The organism is Pseudomonas sp. UFMG81, assembly GCF_015354575.1.
GTDB lineage: Bacteria > Pseudomonadota > Gammaproteobacteria > Pseudomonadales > Pseudomonadaceae > Aquipseudomonas.
Genome location: NZ_JACAFQ010000002.1, coordinates 217174 through 235427, shown reverse-complemented (window position 1 = coordinate 235427; position 18254 = coordinate 217174). Strand labels below are relative to the sequence as shown.

The following is an 18254-nucleotide window of genomic DNA, read 5'->3' as shown; positions in this document are numbered from 1 at the left end:
CTGGAAAATAAGTGAGAATGCCGAGCAACCGCGTTCGGCAAACCGAACCTATCATATCCAGAAATCTTCGGCAGCTTAAGGCCCCCAGGTGCAAATGAAACGAACTGCGTTTTTCATCTCCGACGGTACCGGCATCACTGCAGAAACGCTGGGCCAGAGCCTGCTCGCACAATTCGAGAGCATTCCGTTCAATAAATTCACCCGTCCCTACATCGACACGCTGGACAAGGCCCGGGCCATGGTCCAGCAGATCAATGCGGCGGCCGAGCGCGACGGGGTTCGCCCGATCATCTTCGACACCATCGTCAACCAGGACATCCGTGAGGTCATGGCCACGTCCAATGGCTTCATGATCGACATCTTTTCGACGTTTTTATCCCCACTCGAGCAGGAATTGACCGCCCATTCGTCGTATTCGGTGGGCAAATCCCACTCGATCGGCGGCAACTCCAACTACATGGAGCGCATCGAGGCGGTCAACTTCGCCCTCGACAACGACGATGGCGCGCGCACGCACTACTACGACAAGGCCGACCTGATCCTGGTGGGCGTGTCGCGCTGCGGCAAGACCCCAACTTGCCTGTACATGGCCATGCAGTTCGGCATTCGCGCTGCCAACTACCCGCTTACCGAGGATGACATGGAGCGCCTGCAGCTGCCGGCGGTGCTGAAGAAGCACCAGAACAAGCTGTTCGGCCTGACCATCGACCCCGACCGCCTGACCGCGATCCGCCACGAGCGCAAGCCCAACAGCCGCTATTCGAGCTTTGCCCAGTGCGAGTTCGAGGTACGTGAGGTGGAGAACCTGTTCCGTCGGGAGAACATTCCCAACATCAACTCCACGCATTTTTCGGTGGAGGAGATCTCGGCGAAGATCCTCGTGGAGAAAGGCGTGGAACGGCGGTTCAAGTAACGGGTGGCTGGCAGGTAGAGCCGATCTGTCGCATTCGCTGCAATGCTCGAGCAGTACACCGAACTGTGCGGGCGGGTTTAGCCGTGAAGAGGTTGGTAGCGTTGGTGCGCGGTCGCGGTCGCGGTCGCGGTCGCGGTCGCAAATTTAGCGTGTGGGTGTTGGTACTGCGTGAATATCCATTGGCGATGGAGACGCTGACTCACCTTTCCGCCCTTACGGCGGGTAACTTTTTGAAGGATCAAAAAGTCACCAAAAAATCCTTGCTCCATTCATCCGGCCCCTACGCTTCGCTCCGGGGTTCCCTCACTCCGGCCTTGCTCCCGCGTGGACGCACCGAAGGGCCATCCATGGCCCATCGGTGCTCGATGGGCATCCATGCCCATCGCCCCGCTCCGCAAGTCCTACGTTCGGCCTCCTGAAGTCGCGTTTGGCGGTGACTGGACTATCGCGCGCTTAGAAGCAAGAGCAAGAGCAAGAGCAAGAGCAAGAGCAAGAGCAAGAGCAAGAGCAAGAGCAAGAGCAAGAGCAAGAGCAAGAGCAAGAGCAAGAGCAAGAGCAAGAGCAAGAGCAAGAGCAAGAGCAAGAGCAGCGAGTATTTAATTGTTATTGATGTGTTGTTTTTAATGACCTGCTCGCCGGCAAGCCGGCTCCTACGGACGGGGTGTGCAATTAACAGTTCGTACACGCGTAGGAGCCGGCTTGCCGGCGAATGCAATTTGATATCCAACACAACAAGCAACTAGCGACAGCAGCGCCAATATAGGCGCCGCCCCTAACTTCGCGACTTCAGGAGGCCGATCGAAGGGCTTGCGGAGGGAGGCGACGGGCATGGATGCCCGTCGAGCACCGATGGGCCATGGATGGCCCTTCGGTGCGTACTCCCGGGAGCAAGACCGGAGTGAGGGAACCCCGGAGCGCAGCGTAGGGGCCGTATGAATGGAGCGAGGATTTTTTGGTGACTTTTTGATCCTTCAAAAAGTTACCCGCCGTAAGGGCGGAAAGGTGAATAAGCGTCACCATCGAAAATGGATATACTCACAATCTTCAGAACCAACCAACTAACCAACTAACCAACTAACCAACTAACAACTCATCACATCCACCCATACCCAAGATCAAATAAAAAAGCCCCAGCATCACTGCCAGGGCTTTTTTCACCTCAACGCTAGAATCAGGACGGAATCACCGCCGCCTGCCCACTCATCGCCAGGTCAACCAGCTCACGGTTGGCCACCGCATACATCGCATAGTCGGTACCCGTAGCGTTGCGCAGGTCATCGAGCATGGCGCGCCAGCGCTCCACCATCACCCGATGCTGCTCGCACCACAGCGCCACACGGGCATCCATGTCTTCCGGCGCATCGGCCATCTGCAACACCGAGATCGTGATCGCCCGCTGCTGCAAGTCGATATCGTCGCGGAACGCCTCGCGGGCCAGGGCTTGCCAGTTGTTCTCCACCTGCAGGTTGCTAACCTCCTGCAAGTACCAGGTCAGGTCGAGCGAACTGCCCACGGCAAAGAACGCCTTGGCCACCTGCGCAGGATCATGCCCAGTCACGTCCGATGCCTCGATGATCGGCAGCAGGGTGTACAGATGGGTGGTACCAGCCACCATCCGCGCCAAAAGCTCCGGCACCCCGGCTTCGACGAAGCCCTGGTAACGAACCATCCAACGCTCGCGGGTCGGGCCTTCCAGCAACTCGTCGAGCTTGAGCCCCAGCTGGGCGATCTTCGGCCCGAAGTGCGCCACGTCACGACCAGCGTCCTGTTCATTACGACGGCTACGCAGGAACCAGCGAGTAGCACGACGCCCCAGGCGCATCAGCTCGTCCATCAGCGTCAGCTGGATCTCCGCCGGCACTTGGTAGTCCAGGGCCTCGATCTGGCGGAACCAGTGCGGCAGGTGGAAGATGTCGCGCACGATCACATAGGCGCCAGCCACGTTGGCCGGGCTCATGCCAGTGGACTCCTTCAAGCGCTGCACGAAGGTGATGCCCATGTTGTTGACCAGGTCGTTGGCGATCTGGGTGCTGACAATCTCGCGCTTCAGGCGATGGCGACGCATGGAGTCGGCGAACTTGCTCACCAGCGACGGCGGGAACGCGGTCTCCATGTCGCGGGTGAGGTAGTCGTCGTCCGGTACCAGCGACTTGAGCAGTTGCTCCTTGAGGTCGATCTTGCTGTACGAGATCAGCACCGACAGCTCGGCGCGGGTCAGGCCTTGACCCGCGGCCAGGCGCTCGGCCAGCTGTTCTTCGGTGGGCAGGAACTCGATGGCACGATCCAGCTTGCCACGGGCTTCCAGATCGGCCATCAGGCGCTTGTACTCGGCGATCCGCTCACGGGCACGGCGCGCAGCCAGCGACAGCGCTTGCGTCTGCTTGTAGTTGTTGCCCAGCACCAAGCCGGCAACCTCATCGGTCATGCTGCCCAGCAGCTGGTTGCGCTGCTTCTCGGTCATGTCGCCGCCCTGCACCACTTCGTTGAGCAGGATCTTGATGTTGACCTCGTGGTCGGAGCAGTCCACGCCGCCGGCGTTGTCGATGAAGTCGGTGTTGGTGGCGCCGCCATTCAAGCCGAACTCGACACGGCCGAGCTGGGTCATGCCCAGGTTGCCGCCCTCGCCCACCACCTTGCAACGCAGCTCGTTGCCGTTGACGCGCAGGGCATCGTTGGCCTTGTCACCGACGTCGGCGTGGCTTTCTGTACTGGCCTTGACGTAGGTGCCGATACCGCCGTTCCACAGCAGGTCCACCGGAGCTTGCAGCAAGGCATGCAACAGCTCGGTCGGGGTCAGCCGGTCGGCTTCGATGGCGAAGCGTTCCTTCATCTGCGGGCTGATGGCGATGCTCTTGGCGCTACGCGGGAAGATCCCGCCGCCTTCGGACATGATGCTGGTGTCATAGTCGCTCCAGGCCGAGCGCGGCAGGTCGAACAGACGCTTGCGCTCGACAAAGCTGGTGGCCGGGTCCGGGTTCGGGTCGATGAAGATGTGCAAGTGGTTGAACGCCGCCACCAGTTGCAGTTTCTCCGACATCAGCAAGCCGTTGCCGAACACGTCACCGGCCATGTCGCCGACACCCACCACGGTGATCGGGTCTTCCTGCACGTTGATGCCGCGCTCGCGGAAGTGACGTTGCACCCCCACCCACGCGCCACGGGCGGTAATGCCCATCTTCTTGTGGTCGTAGCCGGCCGAGCCGCCCGAGGCGAACGCGTCGCCCAGCCAGAAGCCGTAGTCGATGGCAATGCCGTTGGCGATGTCGGAGAAGGTCGCGGTGCCCTTGTCCGCCGCCACCACCAGGTACGGGTCGTCGTCATCGTGACGCACCACGTTCGCCGGCGGCACCACGCCACCGTCCTTGAGGTTGTCGGTGATGTCGAGCAAGCCCGAGATGAAGATGCGGTAGCACGCCACGCCTTCGGCGGCGATTTCGTCACGGCTGCCGCCCAGTGGTAGGCGGCGCGGCAGGAAGCCGCCCTTGGCGCCGACCGGCACGATCACCGAGTTCTTCACCTGCTGCGCCTTGACCAGGCCCAGCACTTCGGTGCGGAAGTCTTCTTCGCGGTCCGACCAGCGCAGGCCGCCACGGGCGACGTTGCCGAAGCGCAGGTGCACGCCCTCGACCCTTGGCGAGTAGACGAAGATCTCGAACTTCGGCACCGGTTTCGGCAGTTCGGGGATCAGCTTGGGGTTGAACTTGAAGCTGAAGTACGACTTGTTCTGCCCGTTCACATCTGGTTGGTAGAAGTTGGTGCGCAGGGTGGCCTTGATCAGGTCCAGGTAGCGGCGCAGGATGCGGTCCTCGTTGAGCACCTGGACGTCGTCCAGGGCGGTGAGGATCGCCTGCTCCAGGCGCTGCTGCTTGTCGTCGAGGTCTTCCTGGGTCAGTTTGCGCGCCAGGTAGAAGCGGGTCTTGAACAACCGGGTCAGTTCGCGGGCGATGTCGGTGTGGTTGTTCAGGGTGCTGGCGATATAGCCCAGGTCGAAGCCCAGGCGGATCTGCTTGAGATAGCGGGCGTAGGCGCGCAGCAGCGCCACGTCACGCCACGGCAGGCCGGCGGTCAGCACCAGGCGGTTGAACGCATCGTTCTCGGCGTCGCCCTTGACGATGTGGACGAAGGCGTCCTGGAAGGTGTCATTGAGTTGCTGGATGTCGAGGTTGAGGCCTTCGCTGTAGGTGAATGCGAAGTCGTGGATCCAGAACTCACGGCCGCTGGCATGGCGCAGGCGGTACGGGAACTCGCCGAGCACGCGCAGGCCGAGGTTCTCGAGAATAGGCAGCACGTCCGACAGCGCCAGCGGCGTATCGGCGTGGTATAGCTTGCAGTGCAGGGTACGCTCACCGAGCTGCGTGAGCGGCTGGTAGAAGCTCATGGCCAGCGGCTTGTGCTCGGACAGGTTGAGCACGTGCTGCATGTCGACCACCGCCGAGTGGGCGGCGAAGCGCTCGCGGTAGCCGGCCGGGAAGCCCTTGGGGAAGTCGGCCAGGATGTTGGTGCCCTGGGCTTCGCCGAAGTTCTCCACCACCAGCGCCGAGAAGTCGTCCTGCCACGAGCGGCAGGCCTGGATCACTTCGTTTTCCAGCTGTTGCGGGTCGATGTCGATGCGGTTCTTCGGGTCAACGCGCAGGATCAGTTGCACCCGCGCCAGCACCGATTCCGAGAAGAACGTCCAGAACTCGCAATCGGTGGCCTTCAGGCGCTCCATCAGCACCTGCTGGATCTTCTGCCGCACTTCGGTGGAGTAGATCTCACGCGGCACGTAGGCCAGGCAGTAGCAGAAGCGACCATACGGGTCCTTGCGCAGGAACACGCGGATCTTGTTGCGCTCCTGGATCTGCACGATCGACATGACGGTGCTCAACAGCTCGTCGACCGGGGTCTGGAACAGGTCGTCGCGCGGCAGCACTTCCAGTACCTGGGCCAACTCCTTGCCCAGGTGGGCCTTGGGGTCGAAATGCGAGCGACGCTCCACTTCGGCGACCTTGCCGCGGATATACGGGATGGTATGCACGCTCTCGCCATACACCGACGAGGTGTACAAGCCCATGAAGCGGCACTCCTTGACCACGTTGCCGTCCTGGTCGATCTGGCGGATCGAGACGTAGTCCGGGTAGGCCGGGCGGTGCACACGGCTCGGTTGCGAGGCTTTGGCGAACGACAGCAGGCGCGGTTCGCGCAGATAGGCGACAGCGTAATCCTCGATGCGCAGGTCATCGGCCCCCAGCCCTGCGCGCAACAGGCGGGCCAGGCCGAGGAACGACTGCTCGTCGTACACCAGATGGCCACCGGCAGCGTCGGACTCGACGGTGAACTCTTCGTAGCCGAGGAAGGTGAAATGGTTGTCCAGCAGCCACGACAGGAAGCTCTTCACCTCGGCCTTGTCGTTTTGCGCCGGACCGAACGCGTTCTGTTCGACCAACTCCAGCAGTTCGTGGATCTTGGCCTTCATCGGTTCGAAGTCGCAGACCACGCCACGCACTTCGGCCAGCACCTGCTCAAGCTCTTTGGTGAGCGTATTGAGTTCGGCGGTACTGGAGCAACGGTCGATTTCCAGGTACATCAGCGATTCGTGGCTGACGCCCTCGCCCTGGGTGCCCTTGGGCAGCAGCTCGACCAGCTCGCCCTTGGCGCCACGGCGCACGCTGAGCACCGTGGTCTGCAGGGTGTGGATGCTGTAGCCGCGGCGGTTGAGTTCAGTGCGCACCGAGTCGACCAGGAAGGGCAGGTCGTGGTGCAGCACTTCGACCACGGTGTGTGTGGATTGCCAGCCGTGGCGTTCGTAATCGGGGTTGTAGACGCGTACCTGCGGGTGTTCGGGGTCAAAGCGCTCGATGATGCGCCAGGCGGAAAGTGTGCAGCCGGCCAGGTCGGAAAGCCGGCGCTGAGTGAGTTCGTCCAGAGAGATGATGCCGAAGAACTGTTCGGCGAACAGCGCCACTTGTGGCAGGGACTGTTCGCTGATGTGCTGCGCCAGGGCCGCTTGCAGTTGATGCTGGAAGTCGGCTTTGCTGGCTGCGGTGAAGAACGCCATCTGTGGTACTCCGCTTGGGCTTTGTTATAGGTGAAGCGTCGCGTACATGCGCCTTGCACGGATCAACCATAGCCAACCCGTGGCAAAACGGCGGCGTTGGGTACCTGCAAAAGCGACTGCGCGGTGGCTGTGCCTTTACGGGAACCCATCGACAGGGCAGCTTAACGACTGAACGGTCACTCCGGCTTGCAGCGCTGCGACAATTTCGGTCAATGCGCGGTAACTTTACGTTTAACGAAGGCCGCAAGGCTGTCAGAATTCCTTTTCATTTCATTGCCCAGAGCCACCCCATGCAACTGAAGACCGCCCTGCTGTTCGCCACCCCCTGTGACGACGAGGAAGACAACATGGCGACCCTGTGCTGTCACAGCGACAAAGGCCAGATGTTCCTGCTCACCCGCTATCCGGACGAGGACACTGTCGACCTGACGCTGGATGACGAACCCTCGACCCTGGACGGGCTGAAAGTGACCCTGAGTGCCGCGCGACTGCTGATCGAGGTGGCTGCGGGGGATCGTGATGCGCTCAAGGGGGATGAGCAGCTGGAGATCGTGCTGACAAGCGAAGGAACCGATCTGTCGGAAGTCGAACAAACCCTGCGCATAATCCTCGACGGGACAGGGACATACGTCAGCGAGCTGTGAACAGATCGATCGCGGGGCAAGCCCGCTCCCACAACCTCAAGCGTGGGAGCTGCGCAGGTTTTCTGTAGGAGCGGCCTTGTGCCGCGAAAGGGGTGCGCAGCGCCCCCAGGATCTCGAGTACTCCCAAGATCGCTGGGGCCGCTCTGCGACCCATTCGCGGCACAAGGCCGCTCCTACACGGACCGTGCAAGGCTTTGGGTGGGAGCGGGCTTGCCCCGCGATGAGGTCACTACCAACACATGACCCACTTGATGACATTGACAGTCCTAGCTGCGGCAGGCATTGTCTGACAACCTGATCAAACGACATCCCTCACCCCATGTTAGAGCTCCAGCGCCCCGACACCCTGGTCGAACGCGTCGTCAGCGCCATCCGCGCCGAGATCGATGCCGGCCGCCTGGCCGCCGAATCGCGCCTGCCCACCGAACAGCAACTGGCCGAACAGCTGAACGTCAGCCGCTCGGTGGTGCGCGAGGCGGTGGCGCAGCTCAAGGCCGATGGCGTGCTGATCGCCCGCCGCGGGCTTGGCTCGTACATCTCGCAGACGCCACACGGCACGGTGTTTCGCTTCCCTGGCAGCCAGGGGCGCAAACCCGACCTGGTGCAGATGTTCGAGATGCGCCTGTGGATCGAGACCCAGGCCGCCGCCATCGCCGCGCGCCGCCGTGACGCACAGGATCTGAACCACATGGCCTTCGCCCTGGGCACCATGGAAGACCCGCGCAGCGACCTGGCCAGCGCCTCGGCCGCCGATGTCGCGTTTCATCGTGCCATCGCCGAAGCCAGCAAGAACGATTACTTCGTCGCCTTCCACGACTTCCTTGGTGGCCAGCTGGCCGCCGCACGCCGCAACGCCTGGGAAAACTCCGCCGCCCACTCGGTAGGCGGCTCGGCCGATGCCCTGCGTGAGCATCGGGCGCTGTACCAGGCCATCCATGACGGCGACCGCGTCGCTGCCGCCGCCTGTGCCGAAGCGCACCTGCGCGCTTCGGCAAAACGCCTGAAACTCGACCTGCCCACCCTCGACTGACCTCGGAGAACCTCATCGCAACCTGGCGAGGTTTTCACGCGCACTAGTTAGTCTGACAACCTGATAAGCAGATCCACCGACAAGAACACCAAGGTAACCCTGCATGACCTACGACTACTGCATCATCGGCGGCGGCATCGTCGGCCTGGCCACCGCCATGGCCCTGCTCGAACAGCGCCCCGGCGCCTCGTTGCTGATCCTGGAAAAGGAAAGCTCGCTCGGCCGCCACCAGACCGGCCACAACAGCGGCGTGATCCACGCCGGTATCTACTACGCCCCGGGCAGCCTCAAGGCCGAGCTATGCAAGCGTGGCGCACAGGCGACCAAGGACTTCTGCACCGAGCACGGCATCGCCTTCGAAGTGTGCGGCAAGCTGCTGGTGGCCTCGAACGACCTGGAAGTGCAGCGCATGCAGGCACTGTACGAACGCTCACAGCAGAACGGCCTCAAGGTCGAGCGCCTCGATGCCGCCGAACTGCATGAACGCGAACCGAACATCGTCGGCCAGGGTGCGCTGTTCCTCGATGCCACTGGCATCGTCGACTACAAGCAGGTGTGCAACGCCATGGCCAAGGTGATTCGCCAGGCGGGCGGCGAGCTGCACCTGTCCACCCCGGTACGTGCCATCCAGGAACACGCCGAACACGTCAGTATCAGCAGCGACGGCAACACCTGGCAGGCGCGCCAGCTGGTGGCCTGCGCCGGCTTGCAGTCCGACCGCCTGGCACGCCTGGCCGGGGTGAAGATCGACCACCAGATCATCCCGTTCCGTGGCGAGTACTACCGCTTGCCGGCGAGCAAGAACCAGATCGTCAATCACCTGATCTACCCCATCCCCGACCCGGAGCTGCCATTCCTGGGGGTGCACCTGACCCGGATGATCGACGGCAGCGTCACCGTCGGCCCCAACGCGGTGCTCGGATTGGGCCGGGAGAACTATCGAAAATTCGCGGTGAACTGGCGTGATGTCGCCGAGTACGCAAGCTTCCCGGGCTTCTGGAAAACCATCTGGAACAACCTCGGCTCCGGCACCACCGAAATGAAGAACTCACTGTTCAAGCGCGGCTACCTGGAACAGTGCCGCAAGTACTGCCCGTCGCTCGCGGTCGAGGACCTGCTGCCCTATGAGGCCGGCATCCGCGCCCAGGCGGTGATGCGCGACGGCACCCTGGTGCACGACTTCCTGTTCGCCGAGACCCCCCGCATGGTGCATGTGTGCAACGCACCCTCGCCCGCCGCCACCTCGGCCATCCCCATCGGCCAGATGATCGCCGAGAAGATCCTCAAGGCCCGCTGATTCACCCGCTGCACCCACAACTACAAAGACAACAAGGAAAACACGATGTCGGTACACGAGGCGGCCCCGGCCGCGAGCGAGACCCCCGAACAGCAACGCAAGCGCCTGCGCAAGGTGGCGGCGGCGACCATCTTCGGCTCGATGCTGGAGTGGTACGACTTCTACCTGTACGCCACCATGGCGGCGATCGTCTTCTCGAAGATCTTCTTCGACCCCAGCAACCCGGCGGTCGCCTCGCTGCTGGCGTTCTCCACCTTCGCCATCGGCTTCGTCGCCCGCCCCTTCGGCGGCGTGCTGTTCGGCTACCTGGGCGACCGCTTCGGGCGCAAACACGTGCTGGTGATCACCTTCTGCATGATGGGCCTGTGCACCGCGCTCATCGGCCTGATCCCGGGCTACGCCACCATCGGTATCTGGGCACCGATCCTGCTGGTGGTGATCCGCATCATCCAGGGCCTGGGTGCTGGCGCCGAACTGTCCGGCGCGGCGGTCACCTCGTATGAACATGCCAGCGAGGGCAAGCGCGGCAGCCAGGGGGCGTGGCCGGCGCTGGGGCTGAACCTGGGCTTGCTGCTGTCGTCGCTGACCGTGTACCTGCTGACCATGAACGGCAATGAGTTCCTCCTCGCCGGGGGCTGGCGCATCCCCTTCATCGCCAGCATCGCCCTGGTCGCGGTGGGCCTGTGGGTGCGCAAGAGCATCCCCGAGACCCCGGATTTCAAGGAGCTCGACAAGGCGGATGACAAGCCGCAGGTATCGCCGCTGAAGCTGCTGTTCAAACACGACCTCAAGGGCTTGGCCGTGGTGTTCTTCGTGGCGGTCGGCTACAACGCCCTGAGCTACATCTTCAAGACCTTCTCCCTGGCCTACCTCACTCAGTTCAAGGGCGTCGAGGCGCACGTCACCTCGTTGTCGGTGACTCTGGCCAGCCTGGTGGCGATCTTCGCCGTGCCGTTCTTCGGCTGGCTGTGCGACAAGTGGAGCAGCAAGACCGTGCTGATGCTCGGCGGGCTGCTCTCGGCACTGTTCGCCTACCCGTTCCTGCACTTGCTGGCCACGGGCGAGCCGCTGATGATCTACCTGGCCATCGCGGTGGGCACGGGCATCCTGGCGCCGATGATGTTCGCGCCGCAGGGATCGTTCCTCAGCCGCCAGTTCCCCACCCAGACCCGCTCTTCAGGCTTCGGTACCGGCCGCGAGGTCGGCACCGCGGTAGCCGGTGGCCTGGCGCCGCTGGGCGGGCTGGCACTGGTGGCGGGTTCGGCCACCCATTCCACTGACGGGGTGGCCCTGATCCTGGCGGTGGCCGGGGTGCTGGTGGTGGTGTTCGCGTGCTTCGACCAGGGCTGGCGCCACTCCCGCTCGAAGAACTGATCAGTTGTCGCGCCGCAGGTCGTCGGGGATCGGCAGGTCTTTCTTCAGCGGCTCTGGCGGCTTGCCCTTGCCGGCGCGGTACTGGCGGATCTGGAACACGTAGGCCAGCACCTGCGCCACCGCCAGGTACAGCCCGGCGGGGATCTCCTGCTCGAGTTCGGTGGAGTAGTAGATCGCCCGCGCCAGGGCCGGCGACTCGAGGATCTGCACCTTGTGCTCGACGCCGATCTCGCGCATTTTCAGGGCGACGAAGTCGGTGCCCTTGGCCAGCAACAATGGCGCCGCCCCGCCCTTCTCCGGGTCGTACTTGAGGGCCACGGCGTAGTGAGTCGGGTTGGTGATGATCACGTCGGCCTCGGGCACCGCGGCCATCATGCGCCGCTGCGACATCTCGCGCTGCAACTGGCGAATACGCTGCTTGACCTCGGGCTTGCCCTCGCTGTCCTTGTATTCGTCCTTCACTTCCTGCTTGGTCATCTTCAGTTTGTTGTGGGTCTGCCACAGCTGGAACGGCACGTCGGCGGCGGCGATCAGCAACAGCCCCGCCGCCATCCACACCGCACTCCAGCCCACCACCTGCACGCTGTGGATGATCGCCTGCTCCAGTGGTTCGTTGGCGATGGCCAGCAGGGCCTGACGGTCGTTGGCCAGCACCACCAGCGCTACCAACAGGATGACAAAGAACTTGGCCATGGCCTTGAGCAGTTCGGTCATGGCGTTGAGCGTGAACATGCGCTTGATCCCCGACAATGGGTTCATGCGGCTGAACTTGGGCTGCAGCAGGCTGCCGGAGAATAGAAAACCGCCCAATGCAATGGGAGCCACAAAGGAAATCACGAACAGCAAGATCAGCACCGGCTGCACCGCCCAGAGGGCCATCTTGCCCGAGAGCAGCAGGGCCGTGCCCATGCTTTGCTCGTTGATCAGGGTATCGCGGCTCAGGCTGAAATTCAGGCGCATCAACTCCATCAGCGTCTCGGCAAGGTGCCCGCCGAACGCGATCAACCCCCCGGCCCCGCCCAGGGTGACCGCCACCGTGTTCAATTCCTTGGAGCGTGCTACCTCACCTTTCTCGCGCGCATCGCGGATCTTTTTGTCGGTGGGTTCCTCTGTCTTGTCCTGACCGCTTTCGCTCTCGGCCATGCTCAGCGCGCCCGTGCCAGTTCACGCATCCACTGCAGCGCTTCGCTGGCCAGTGCGTGATAGTGGGAGAGAATATCGGCCAAGCCGATCCAGAAGATGCCGAGCCCGAGGACCAGGGTCAGCGGGAAGCCGATGGAGAAAATATTCAACTGTGGCGCGGCCCGGGTCATCACACCAAAGGCGATGTTGACCACCAGCAGTGCAGCGATCGCCGGCAGGATCAGCAACAAACCCGCGCCCAGCACCCAACCCAGGCGTCCGGCCATCTCCCAGAAGTGGTTGACCACCAGGGCATGCCCGACCGGGAGGGTAGTGAAACTCTCGGTCAGGATCTCCAGCGCCACCAGGTGACCGTTCATCAGCAGGAACAGCACACTCACCAGCATGGTCATGAACTGGCTGACCACCGCGACGTTGACGCCGTTGGCCGGGTCGACCATCGATGCGAAGGCCATGCCCATCTGCACGGCGACGACCTGCCCGGCCACCACAAAGGCCTGGAACAGCATCTGCAACGAGAAGCCAAACAACGCGCCGACGATCACCTGCTCGGCGCACAGCAGCACGCCGTGCAGGCTCAGCGGGTCGATCTCTGGCAACGGCGGCAGGCCCGGCACGATCACCACGGTGATCGCCAGGGCGACATACAGGCGGATCCGTGCCGGCAGCATCTTGGTGCCGATGATCGGCATGGTCATCAACAGCGCGGCGACCCTGAACATCGGCAGGATGAAGGTGGCGACCCAGGTGCCGATCTGCGTGTCGGTCAGTTCCAGCATGGCGCGCTCAACCGATCAGCTGCGGGATGCTGGTGTACAAGCCGATGAAGTACTCCATGAACTGTTGCACCAGCCACGGGCCGACGACGATCAGCGTCACCAGCATCACCAGCAGGCGCGGCAGGAAGCTCAGGGTCTGTTCGTTGATCTGGGTGGCGGCCTGGAACATGGCCACCACCAGGCCGATCAGCAGGCTGGGGACCACCAGGATGGCCACCATCATGGTGGTCATCCACAGCGCTCCGCGAAACAGGTCGACTGCGACTTCTGGGGTCATGGGAAGCTCTCCTTCACGGCGTCAGACGCCACCGAAACTGCCGGCCAGGGTGCCCATGATCAGCGCCCAGCCATCGACCAGGACGAACAGCATGATCTTGAACGGCAGCGAGATGATCAGCGGCGACAGCATCATCATACCCATGGCCATCAGCACGCTGGCGACCACCATGTCGATAATCAGGAACGGGATGAAGATCATGAAGCCGATCTGGAACGCGGTCTTGAGCTCCGAGGTGACGAACGCCGGCACCAGGATGGTCAGCGGCGCCTGGTCGGGGCTGGCGATGTCGGTGCGCTTGGACAGGCGCATGAACAGGTCGAGATCGCTCTGCCGGGTCTGTGCCAGCATGAAGTCCTTCAGCGGGCCCTGGGCCTTGTCGATGGCCTGCTGGGCGGTCATCTGCTCGGCCAGGTACGGCTGGATCGCATCCTTGTTCACCCGGTCGAACACCGGCGCCATGATGAACATGGTCAGGAACAGCGCCATGCCGGTCAGCAGCTGGTTCGATGGGGTCTGCTGCAGGCCCAGGGCCTGGCGCAGGATGGAGAAGACGATGATGATGCGGGTGAAGCTGGTCATCAGGATGACGAACGCCGGGATGAAGCTCAGCGCCGTCATGATCAGCAGGATCTGCAGGCTGACCGAATACTCCTGCTGGCCGTCCGCCCCGCTGGACAGGGTGATGGCCGGGATCGACAGCGGGTCGGCGGCCAGGGCCAATGGCGCTGCCAGCAGCAGCGCCAGGGTCAACAACAAGCGCGGTGCGCCCTTCATCACTTCTTGTCCTTGTGGTCCTTGCCCATCAGCTCGAGCAGACGCTGGGCGAACTCCGGCGTGGCCTGGCGCGCCGCAGCGGGCACCTCGACAGGCTCGGCCAGCACATGCAGGGTTTCGATGCTGCCAGGGGTGTGGCCGATGAGAATCTGCTCCTTGCCGACCTGCACCAGCAATAGCCGGTCACGTGGGCCGATGGCACGGCTGCCGACGATCTCGATCACCGGGGCGCCGCGCTGGGCGGTGCCCTGCATGCGCCGCAGCAGCCAGGCGAGAAAGAAGATCAGGCCCACCACCAGCAGCAGGCCGAAGACCATCTGCGCCAGCTGCGCGCCCAGGCCGGCCGGCGTGGCGGCAGGTGCCGCAGGCGCCTCCCCGGCGGCGATCACCGCCTCGCTCGCGAGCAGCGTGCCAAGGGCCGCGAGGGCCCGCACCATGTCCTTCACTCAGCGCAGCTTCTTGATACGTTCGCTGGGGCTGATCACGTCGGTCAGGCGAATGCCGAACTTCTCGTTGACCACCACCACCTCGCCGTGGGCGATCAGGGTGCCGTTGACCAGCACGTCCAGCGGCTCGCCGGCCAGGCGGTCGAGCTCGATCACCGAGCCCTGGTTGAGCTGCAGCAGGTTGCGGATGTTGATCTCGGTGCTGCCCACTTCCATCGAGATGCTCACCGGGATGTCCAGGATCACGTCCAGGTTCGGGCCTTCGAGGCTGACGTTCTCGTTGGGCTTGGGCGAGCTTGCGAACTCTTCCATCGGCAGGCGGTTGGTGCCGCCGCTGTCGCCACCGAGCAAGGCATCGATGTCGGCCTGGCCGGCATCGCCGGTTTCCTCGAGGGCCGCGGCCCATTCATCGGCCAGGGCCTGTTCCTCTGGGGAGCTGATCTCGTTTTCGTTAGCCATGTTTTCCTCGACAAGCATTCAATACGTTTTAAGCGACCGGCACGCCGTCAGCGGCGTTCGATCGGGTCGATGATCTGCAGCGACAGGGTGCCCTTGTGCGAACCCAGCCGCGCCTTGAACGCCGGCACGCCATTGGCGCGCAGCACCAGGTGCTCGGGCAGCTCCACCGGGATCACATCGCCAGGCTGCATGTGCAGGATGTCGCGCAGCTTGAGCTGGCGCCGGGCGACGGTGGCCGATACCGGCACGGCGACGTCCAGCACGTCCTCGCGCAGGGCCTTGACCCAGCGCTCGTCCTGGTCGTCCAGGTCGGACTGGAAACCGGCGTCGAGCATCTCGCGCACCGGCTCGATCATCGAGTACGGCATGGTCACGTGCAGGTCGCCGCCACCGCCGTCCAGCTCGATGTGGAAGGTCGACACTACCACCGCCTCGCTGGGGCCGACGATGTTGGCCATGGCCGGGTTGACCTCGGAGTTGATGTACTCGAAGTTGACCGGCATGATCGCCTGCCAGGCTTCCTTGAGGTCGACGAAGCACTGGTCCAGCACCATGCGCACCACGCGCAGCTCGGTGGGGGTGAATTCACGGCCCTCGATCTTGGCGTGGCGGCCGTCGCCGCCGAAGAAGTTGTCCACCAGCTTGAACACCAGCTTGGCGTCGAGGATGAACAGCGCGGTGCCACGCAGCGGCTTGATCTTGACCAGGTTGAGGCTGGTGGGCACGTACAGCGAATGCACGTACTCGCCGAACTTCATCACCTGCACGCCCCCAACCGCCACGTCGGCGGAGCGGCGCAGCAGGTTGAACATGCTGATGCGGGTGTAGCGAGCGAAACGCTCGTTGATCATTTCCAGGGTCGGCATGCGGCCCCGGACGATACGGTCCTGACTGGTCAGGTCGTAGCTCTTGATGCTGCCGGGCTCGCCGGCGCTCTCGGTTTGTACCAGACCATCGTCCACCCCATGCAACAGGGCGTCGATCTCATCCTGGGACAGCAGGTCCTGCACGGCCATCTATGTGCTCCTACTGCAATACGAAATTGGTGAACAGCAACTGGTCGACCACGGGCCGGCCGACTTCCTTCTGCGCCACTTCCTGGACCACCGCAGTGGCTTTCTGGCGCAGCATCTCCTGCCCGACCGGGCTGCTGGCGAGGGTGTCGAAGCCCTGGCCGGAGAACATCATCACCAGGTTGTTGCGGATGACCGGCATGTGCACTTTCAGTGCTTCCAGGTCGGCCTGGTTGCGGCCTTGCATGGTGATGCTCACCTGCATGTAGCGCTGGCGGCCGTTCTGGTTGAAGTTGACCACGAAGGCCGGTGCCAGGGGCTCGTAGATGGCCGCCTGCTTGACGTTGGCCAGGGCTGGGTCCGGCGCCGGAGCAGACTCGCTCTTGTGCATGAAGAACCAGGTGGCGCCCACCGACAGGCCGACTGCCAGCAGCAAGGCCAGCACCAGCAGCAGGATCAGCTTGAGTTTGCCTTTAGTGGCGGGGTCTTTCACTGCGTCGCTCTTCGCCATGCCAATAATCCGTCGTCCATCGCGGTTTCAAAGAAGGATGACGTGGCTTGAGCAAGTGTTATGCCAGATTAAGCCGCTGAGCGCTGTTTTTAGCGGACACCGGTCGCATCGCGGGGCAAGCCCGCTCCCACGCAAACACTACATTCCCGTGGGAGCGGGCTTGCCCCGCGATGGCGGCATCAAGCGTAGTAATCGACTGCGCTGTCGCCGATGACCACCTGGTGCTCCACCGGACGCGTGGCATCGGCCAACTCGCCACCCTCTGCCCCGCCCTCCGCGGCGCGACGCGCGGCGACACCGGACAGGTTCGAGCCGCCCTGCTGGGCCTGCTGTTGCTGCTGGCCACGGGACTGATCGGCGACGCTGACGTCGGGCTGGGCCAGACCCTGCTGGGCGAACAGTTCGCGCAGGCGATAGGCCTGGCTGTCGAGGGCGTCGCGCACGCCGGCATGGCCGCTGACGAAGTGGATCTGGGTCGACTGGTCCGCCGCCACATTGACGCGGATGTCCAGGCGACCAAGCTCGGCGGGCTCGAGCTGGATGTCGGCCGACTTGAGGTTCTGGCTGGACAGGTACATGACCCGGTTGACCAGGCCCTCGGCCCAGGCGCCCTGGTTCATCGCCAACGGCTGCTGCAGCGGGCTGGGCGTCACGGGCACAGCGTTGGCGGTTTTTGCCGTGACCGCCTGGGTGAGGCTGGCCAGACGGTCGGCGAAATCGTCCACCCGGGTATCGCTGCTGGCACCCTTGAGGTCTTTCAAACCATCATCCAGCAACCCGGCGAAGGCCTTGTCGCCATGCTCGGCGTGGCCCGGCTCGGCCTCCACCTCCTGCACCACGTTCGCCAAGGTATTGACGGCAGCCGCGTTGGGGTCGGTGGCTGGCGAGTTGCTGTCGGTGCGAGCGTTGGCGATATGCGCAGACGTCCTGCCCTGGGCCTGGGCGTTCTGCTCAAGGGCCAAGCGCAGCGTCGGCATGTCAGCAAGGGGGTCGGCATCCGGATCGAACGCCGCAGCTTGTGCCTGCTCTTGCACCGGCGCCGGCGGAGCAGCAGGCGCCGGCTGCACGGGCGGCGACACTGCCGCCTGCAACACCGGGGCGACCGCCTCGGCCTGGGCCTGGATCAGCTGGGCCCCTGGCTGGGCGTCAGTGACCTGGCCGGCAACCAGGCTGGCGTCCAGCAACGCCGAGTCGGCGCTGTCGGTCTTTTCACCGCTGTCATCACCCGCCTGGGCGGTACCATTGGCTGGCAAGGTCTTGCCGTCATCGGCAACGCCATTGGCGGTCGATGCCGCCGGCTTGCCGCTGGCGGCAGGCTCCGGCTTGGCGCCGGCCTTGGCTTGAGCAGGAGACGGGCTGGCCTTGTCGTCGCGCGGCGCCACCTTGTCACGCCCTTGCCGGGACATGACCTGGTCGAAGCCGGCGCCCTTATCGCCCGCTGTCTGCAGCGCTTTGTCCGCCACACCGGCGGCCGGGCGCGAGGCCTTGCTCGCCAGGCCGGCTTGCAACAATGGATTGGGTGCGACAGGCATTGAAAGGTCTCCGCGCCAGAAC

The 18254-nt window shown here is 63.6% G+C and carries 15 protein-coding genes; 5 read left to right on the top strand and 10 right to left on the bottom strand.

Annotated features, from left to right (window positions below):
- The first annotated feature begins 94 nt into the window (after positions 1 to 94).
- Complete coding sequence (locus tag IX761_RS02875; protein WP_194788075.1) at positions 95 to 913, top strand: pyruvate, water dikinase regulatory protein; 819 nt, start codon at positions 95 to 97, stop codon at positions 911 to 913.
- Positions 914 to 2084: 1171 nt separating this feature from the next.
- Here IX761_RS02875 and IX761_RS02870 read toward each other — a convergent pair.
- Entirely contained in the window at positions 2085 to 6950 is a 4866-nt protein-coding gene (locus tag IX761_RS02870) for an NAD-glutamate dehydrogenase (protein ID WP_194788073.1), read from the bottom strand.
- Between the two features lie 290 nt (positions 6951 to 7240).
- On the opposite strand from IX761_RS02870, the gene IX761_RS02865 reads away from it, so the two are divergent.
- The 4 genes from IX761_RS02865 (at position 7241) to IX761_RS02850 (ending at position 11295) form a co-directional block, all read left to right on the top strand.
- The gene (locus IX761_RS02865; RefSeq protein WP_194788071.1) at positions 7241 to 7594 is read left to right on the top strand and encodes a hypothetical protein; all 354 of its coding nucleotides are present in this window, start codon (positions 7241 to 7243) and stop codon (positions 7592 to 7594) included.
- A gap of 319 nt (positions 7595 to 7913) precedes the next feature.
- Entirely contained in the window at positions 7914 to 8624 is a 711-nt protein-coding gene (locus IX761_RS02860) for a FadR/GntR family transcriptional regulator (protein WP_194788069.1), read from the top strand.
- 103 nt (positions 8625 to 8727) lie between these two features.
- Complete coding sequence (lhgO, locus tag IX761_RS02855; protein ID WP_194788067.1) at positions 8728 to 9921, top strand: L-2-hydroxyglutarate oxidase; 1194 nt, start codon at positions 8728 to 8730, stop codon at positions 9919 to 9921.
- 45 nt (positions 9922 to 9966) lie between these two features.
- Positions 9967 to 11295, top strand: a complete 1329-nt coding sequence (locus IX761_RS02850; protein WP_194788064.1) for an MFS transporter — start codon at positions 9967 to 9969, stop codon at positions 11293 to 11295.
- On the opposite strand, the gene flhB is transcribed toward IX761_RS02850, so the two are convergent.
- The 9 genes from flhB to IX761_RS02805 all read right to left on the bottom strand — a co-directional run bounded on the left by flhB (position 11296) and on the right by IX761_RS02805 (position 18232).
- Positions 11296 to 12438 carry a flagellar biosynthesis protein FlhB gene (gene flhB, locus IX761_RS02845; RefSeq protein ID WP_194788061.1) on the bottom strand — a complete coding sequence of 381 codons (1143 nt, stop codon included), beginning with the start codon at positions 12436 to 12438 and terminating at the stop codon, positions 11296 to 11298.
- 2 nt (positions 12439 to 12440) lie between these two features.
- Entirely contained in the window at positions 12441 to 13217 is a 777-nt protein-coding gene (gene fliR, locus IX761_RS02840) for a flagellar biosynthetic protein FliR (protein ID WP_194788059.1), read from the bottom strand.
- Between the two features lie 7 nt (positions 13218 to 13224).
- Positions 13225 to 13494 carry a flagellar biosynthesis protein FliQ gene (gene fliQ / locus IX761_RS02835; RefSeq protein ID WP_194788056.1) on the bottom strand — a complete coding sequence of 90 codons (270 nt, stop codon included), beginning with the start codon at positions 13492 to 13494 and terminating at the stop codon, positions 13225 to 13227.
- A 21-nt stretch (positions 13495 to 13515) separates the two neighbouring features.
- Positions 13516 to 14271 (bottom strand): flagellar type III secretion system pore protein FliP, encoded by a 756-nt coding sequence (gene fliP / locus IX761_RS02830; protein ID WP_194788054.1) that lies wholly within the window; start codon positions 14269 to 14271, stop codon positions 13516 to 13518.
- A complete protein-coding gene (gene fliO, locus IX761_RS02825; protein ID WP_194788052.1) occupies positions 14271 to 14717 on the bottom strand; it encodes a flagellar biosynthetic protein FliO in 447 nt (148 codons plus the stop codon). The genes fliP and fliO overlap by 1 nt, the downstream gene beginning before the upstream one ends.
- Positions 14718 to 15176 (bottom strand): flagellar motor switch protein FliN, encoded by a 459-nt coding sequence (gene fliN, locus IX761_RS02820; protein WP_194788050.1) that lies wholly within the window; start codon positions 15174 to 15176, stop codon positions 14718 to 14720.
- A gap of 47 nt (positions 15177 to 15223) precedes the next feature.
- A complete protein-coding gene (gene fliM / locus IX761_RS02815) occupies positions 15224 to 16192 on the bottom strand; it encodes a flagellar motor switch protein FliM (RefSeq protein ID WP_194788047.1) in 969 nt (322 codons plus the stop codon).
- A 10-nt stretch (positions 16193 to 16202) separates the two neighbouring features.
- On the bottom strand, positions 16203 to 16700 hold the full coding sequence (gene fliL / locus IX761_RS02810) for a flagellar basal body-associated protein FliL (protein WP_194788045.1): 498 nt from the start codon (positions 16698 to 16700) through the stop codon (positions 16203 to 16205).
- Positions 16701 to 16879: 179 nt separating this feature from the next.
- Complete coding sequence (locus IX761_RS02805; RefSeq protein WP_194788043.1) at positions 16880 to 18232, bottom strand: flagellar hook-length control protein FliK; 1353 nt, start codon at positions 18230 to 18232, stop codon at positions 16880 to 16882.
- Positions 18233 to 18254: the final 22 nt, after the last annotated feature.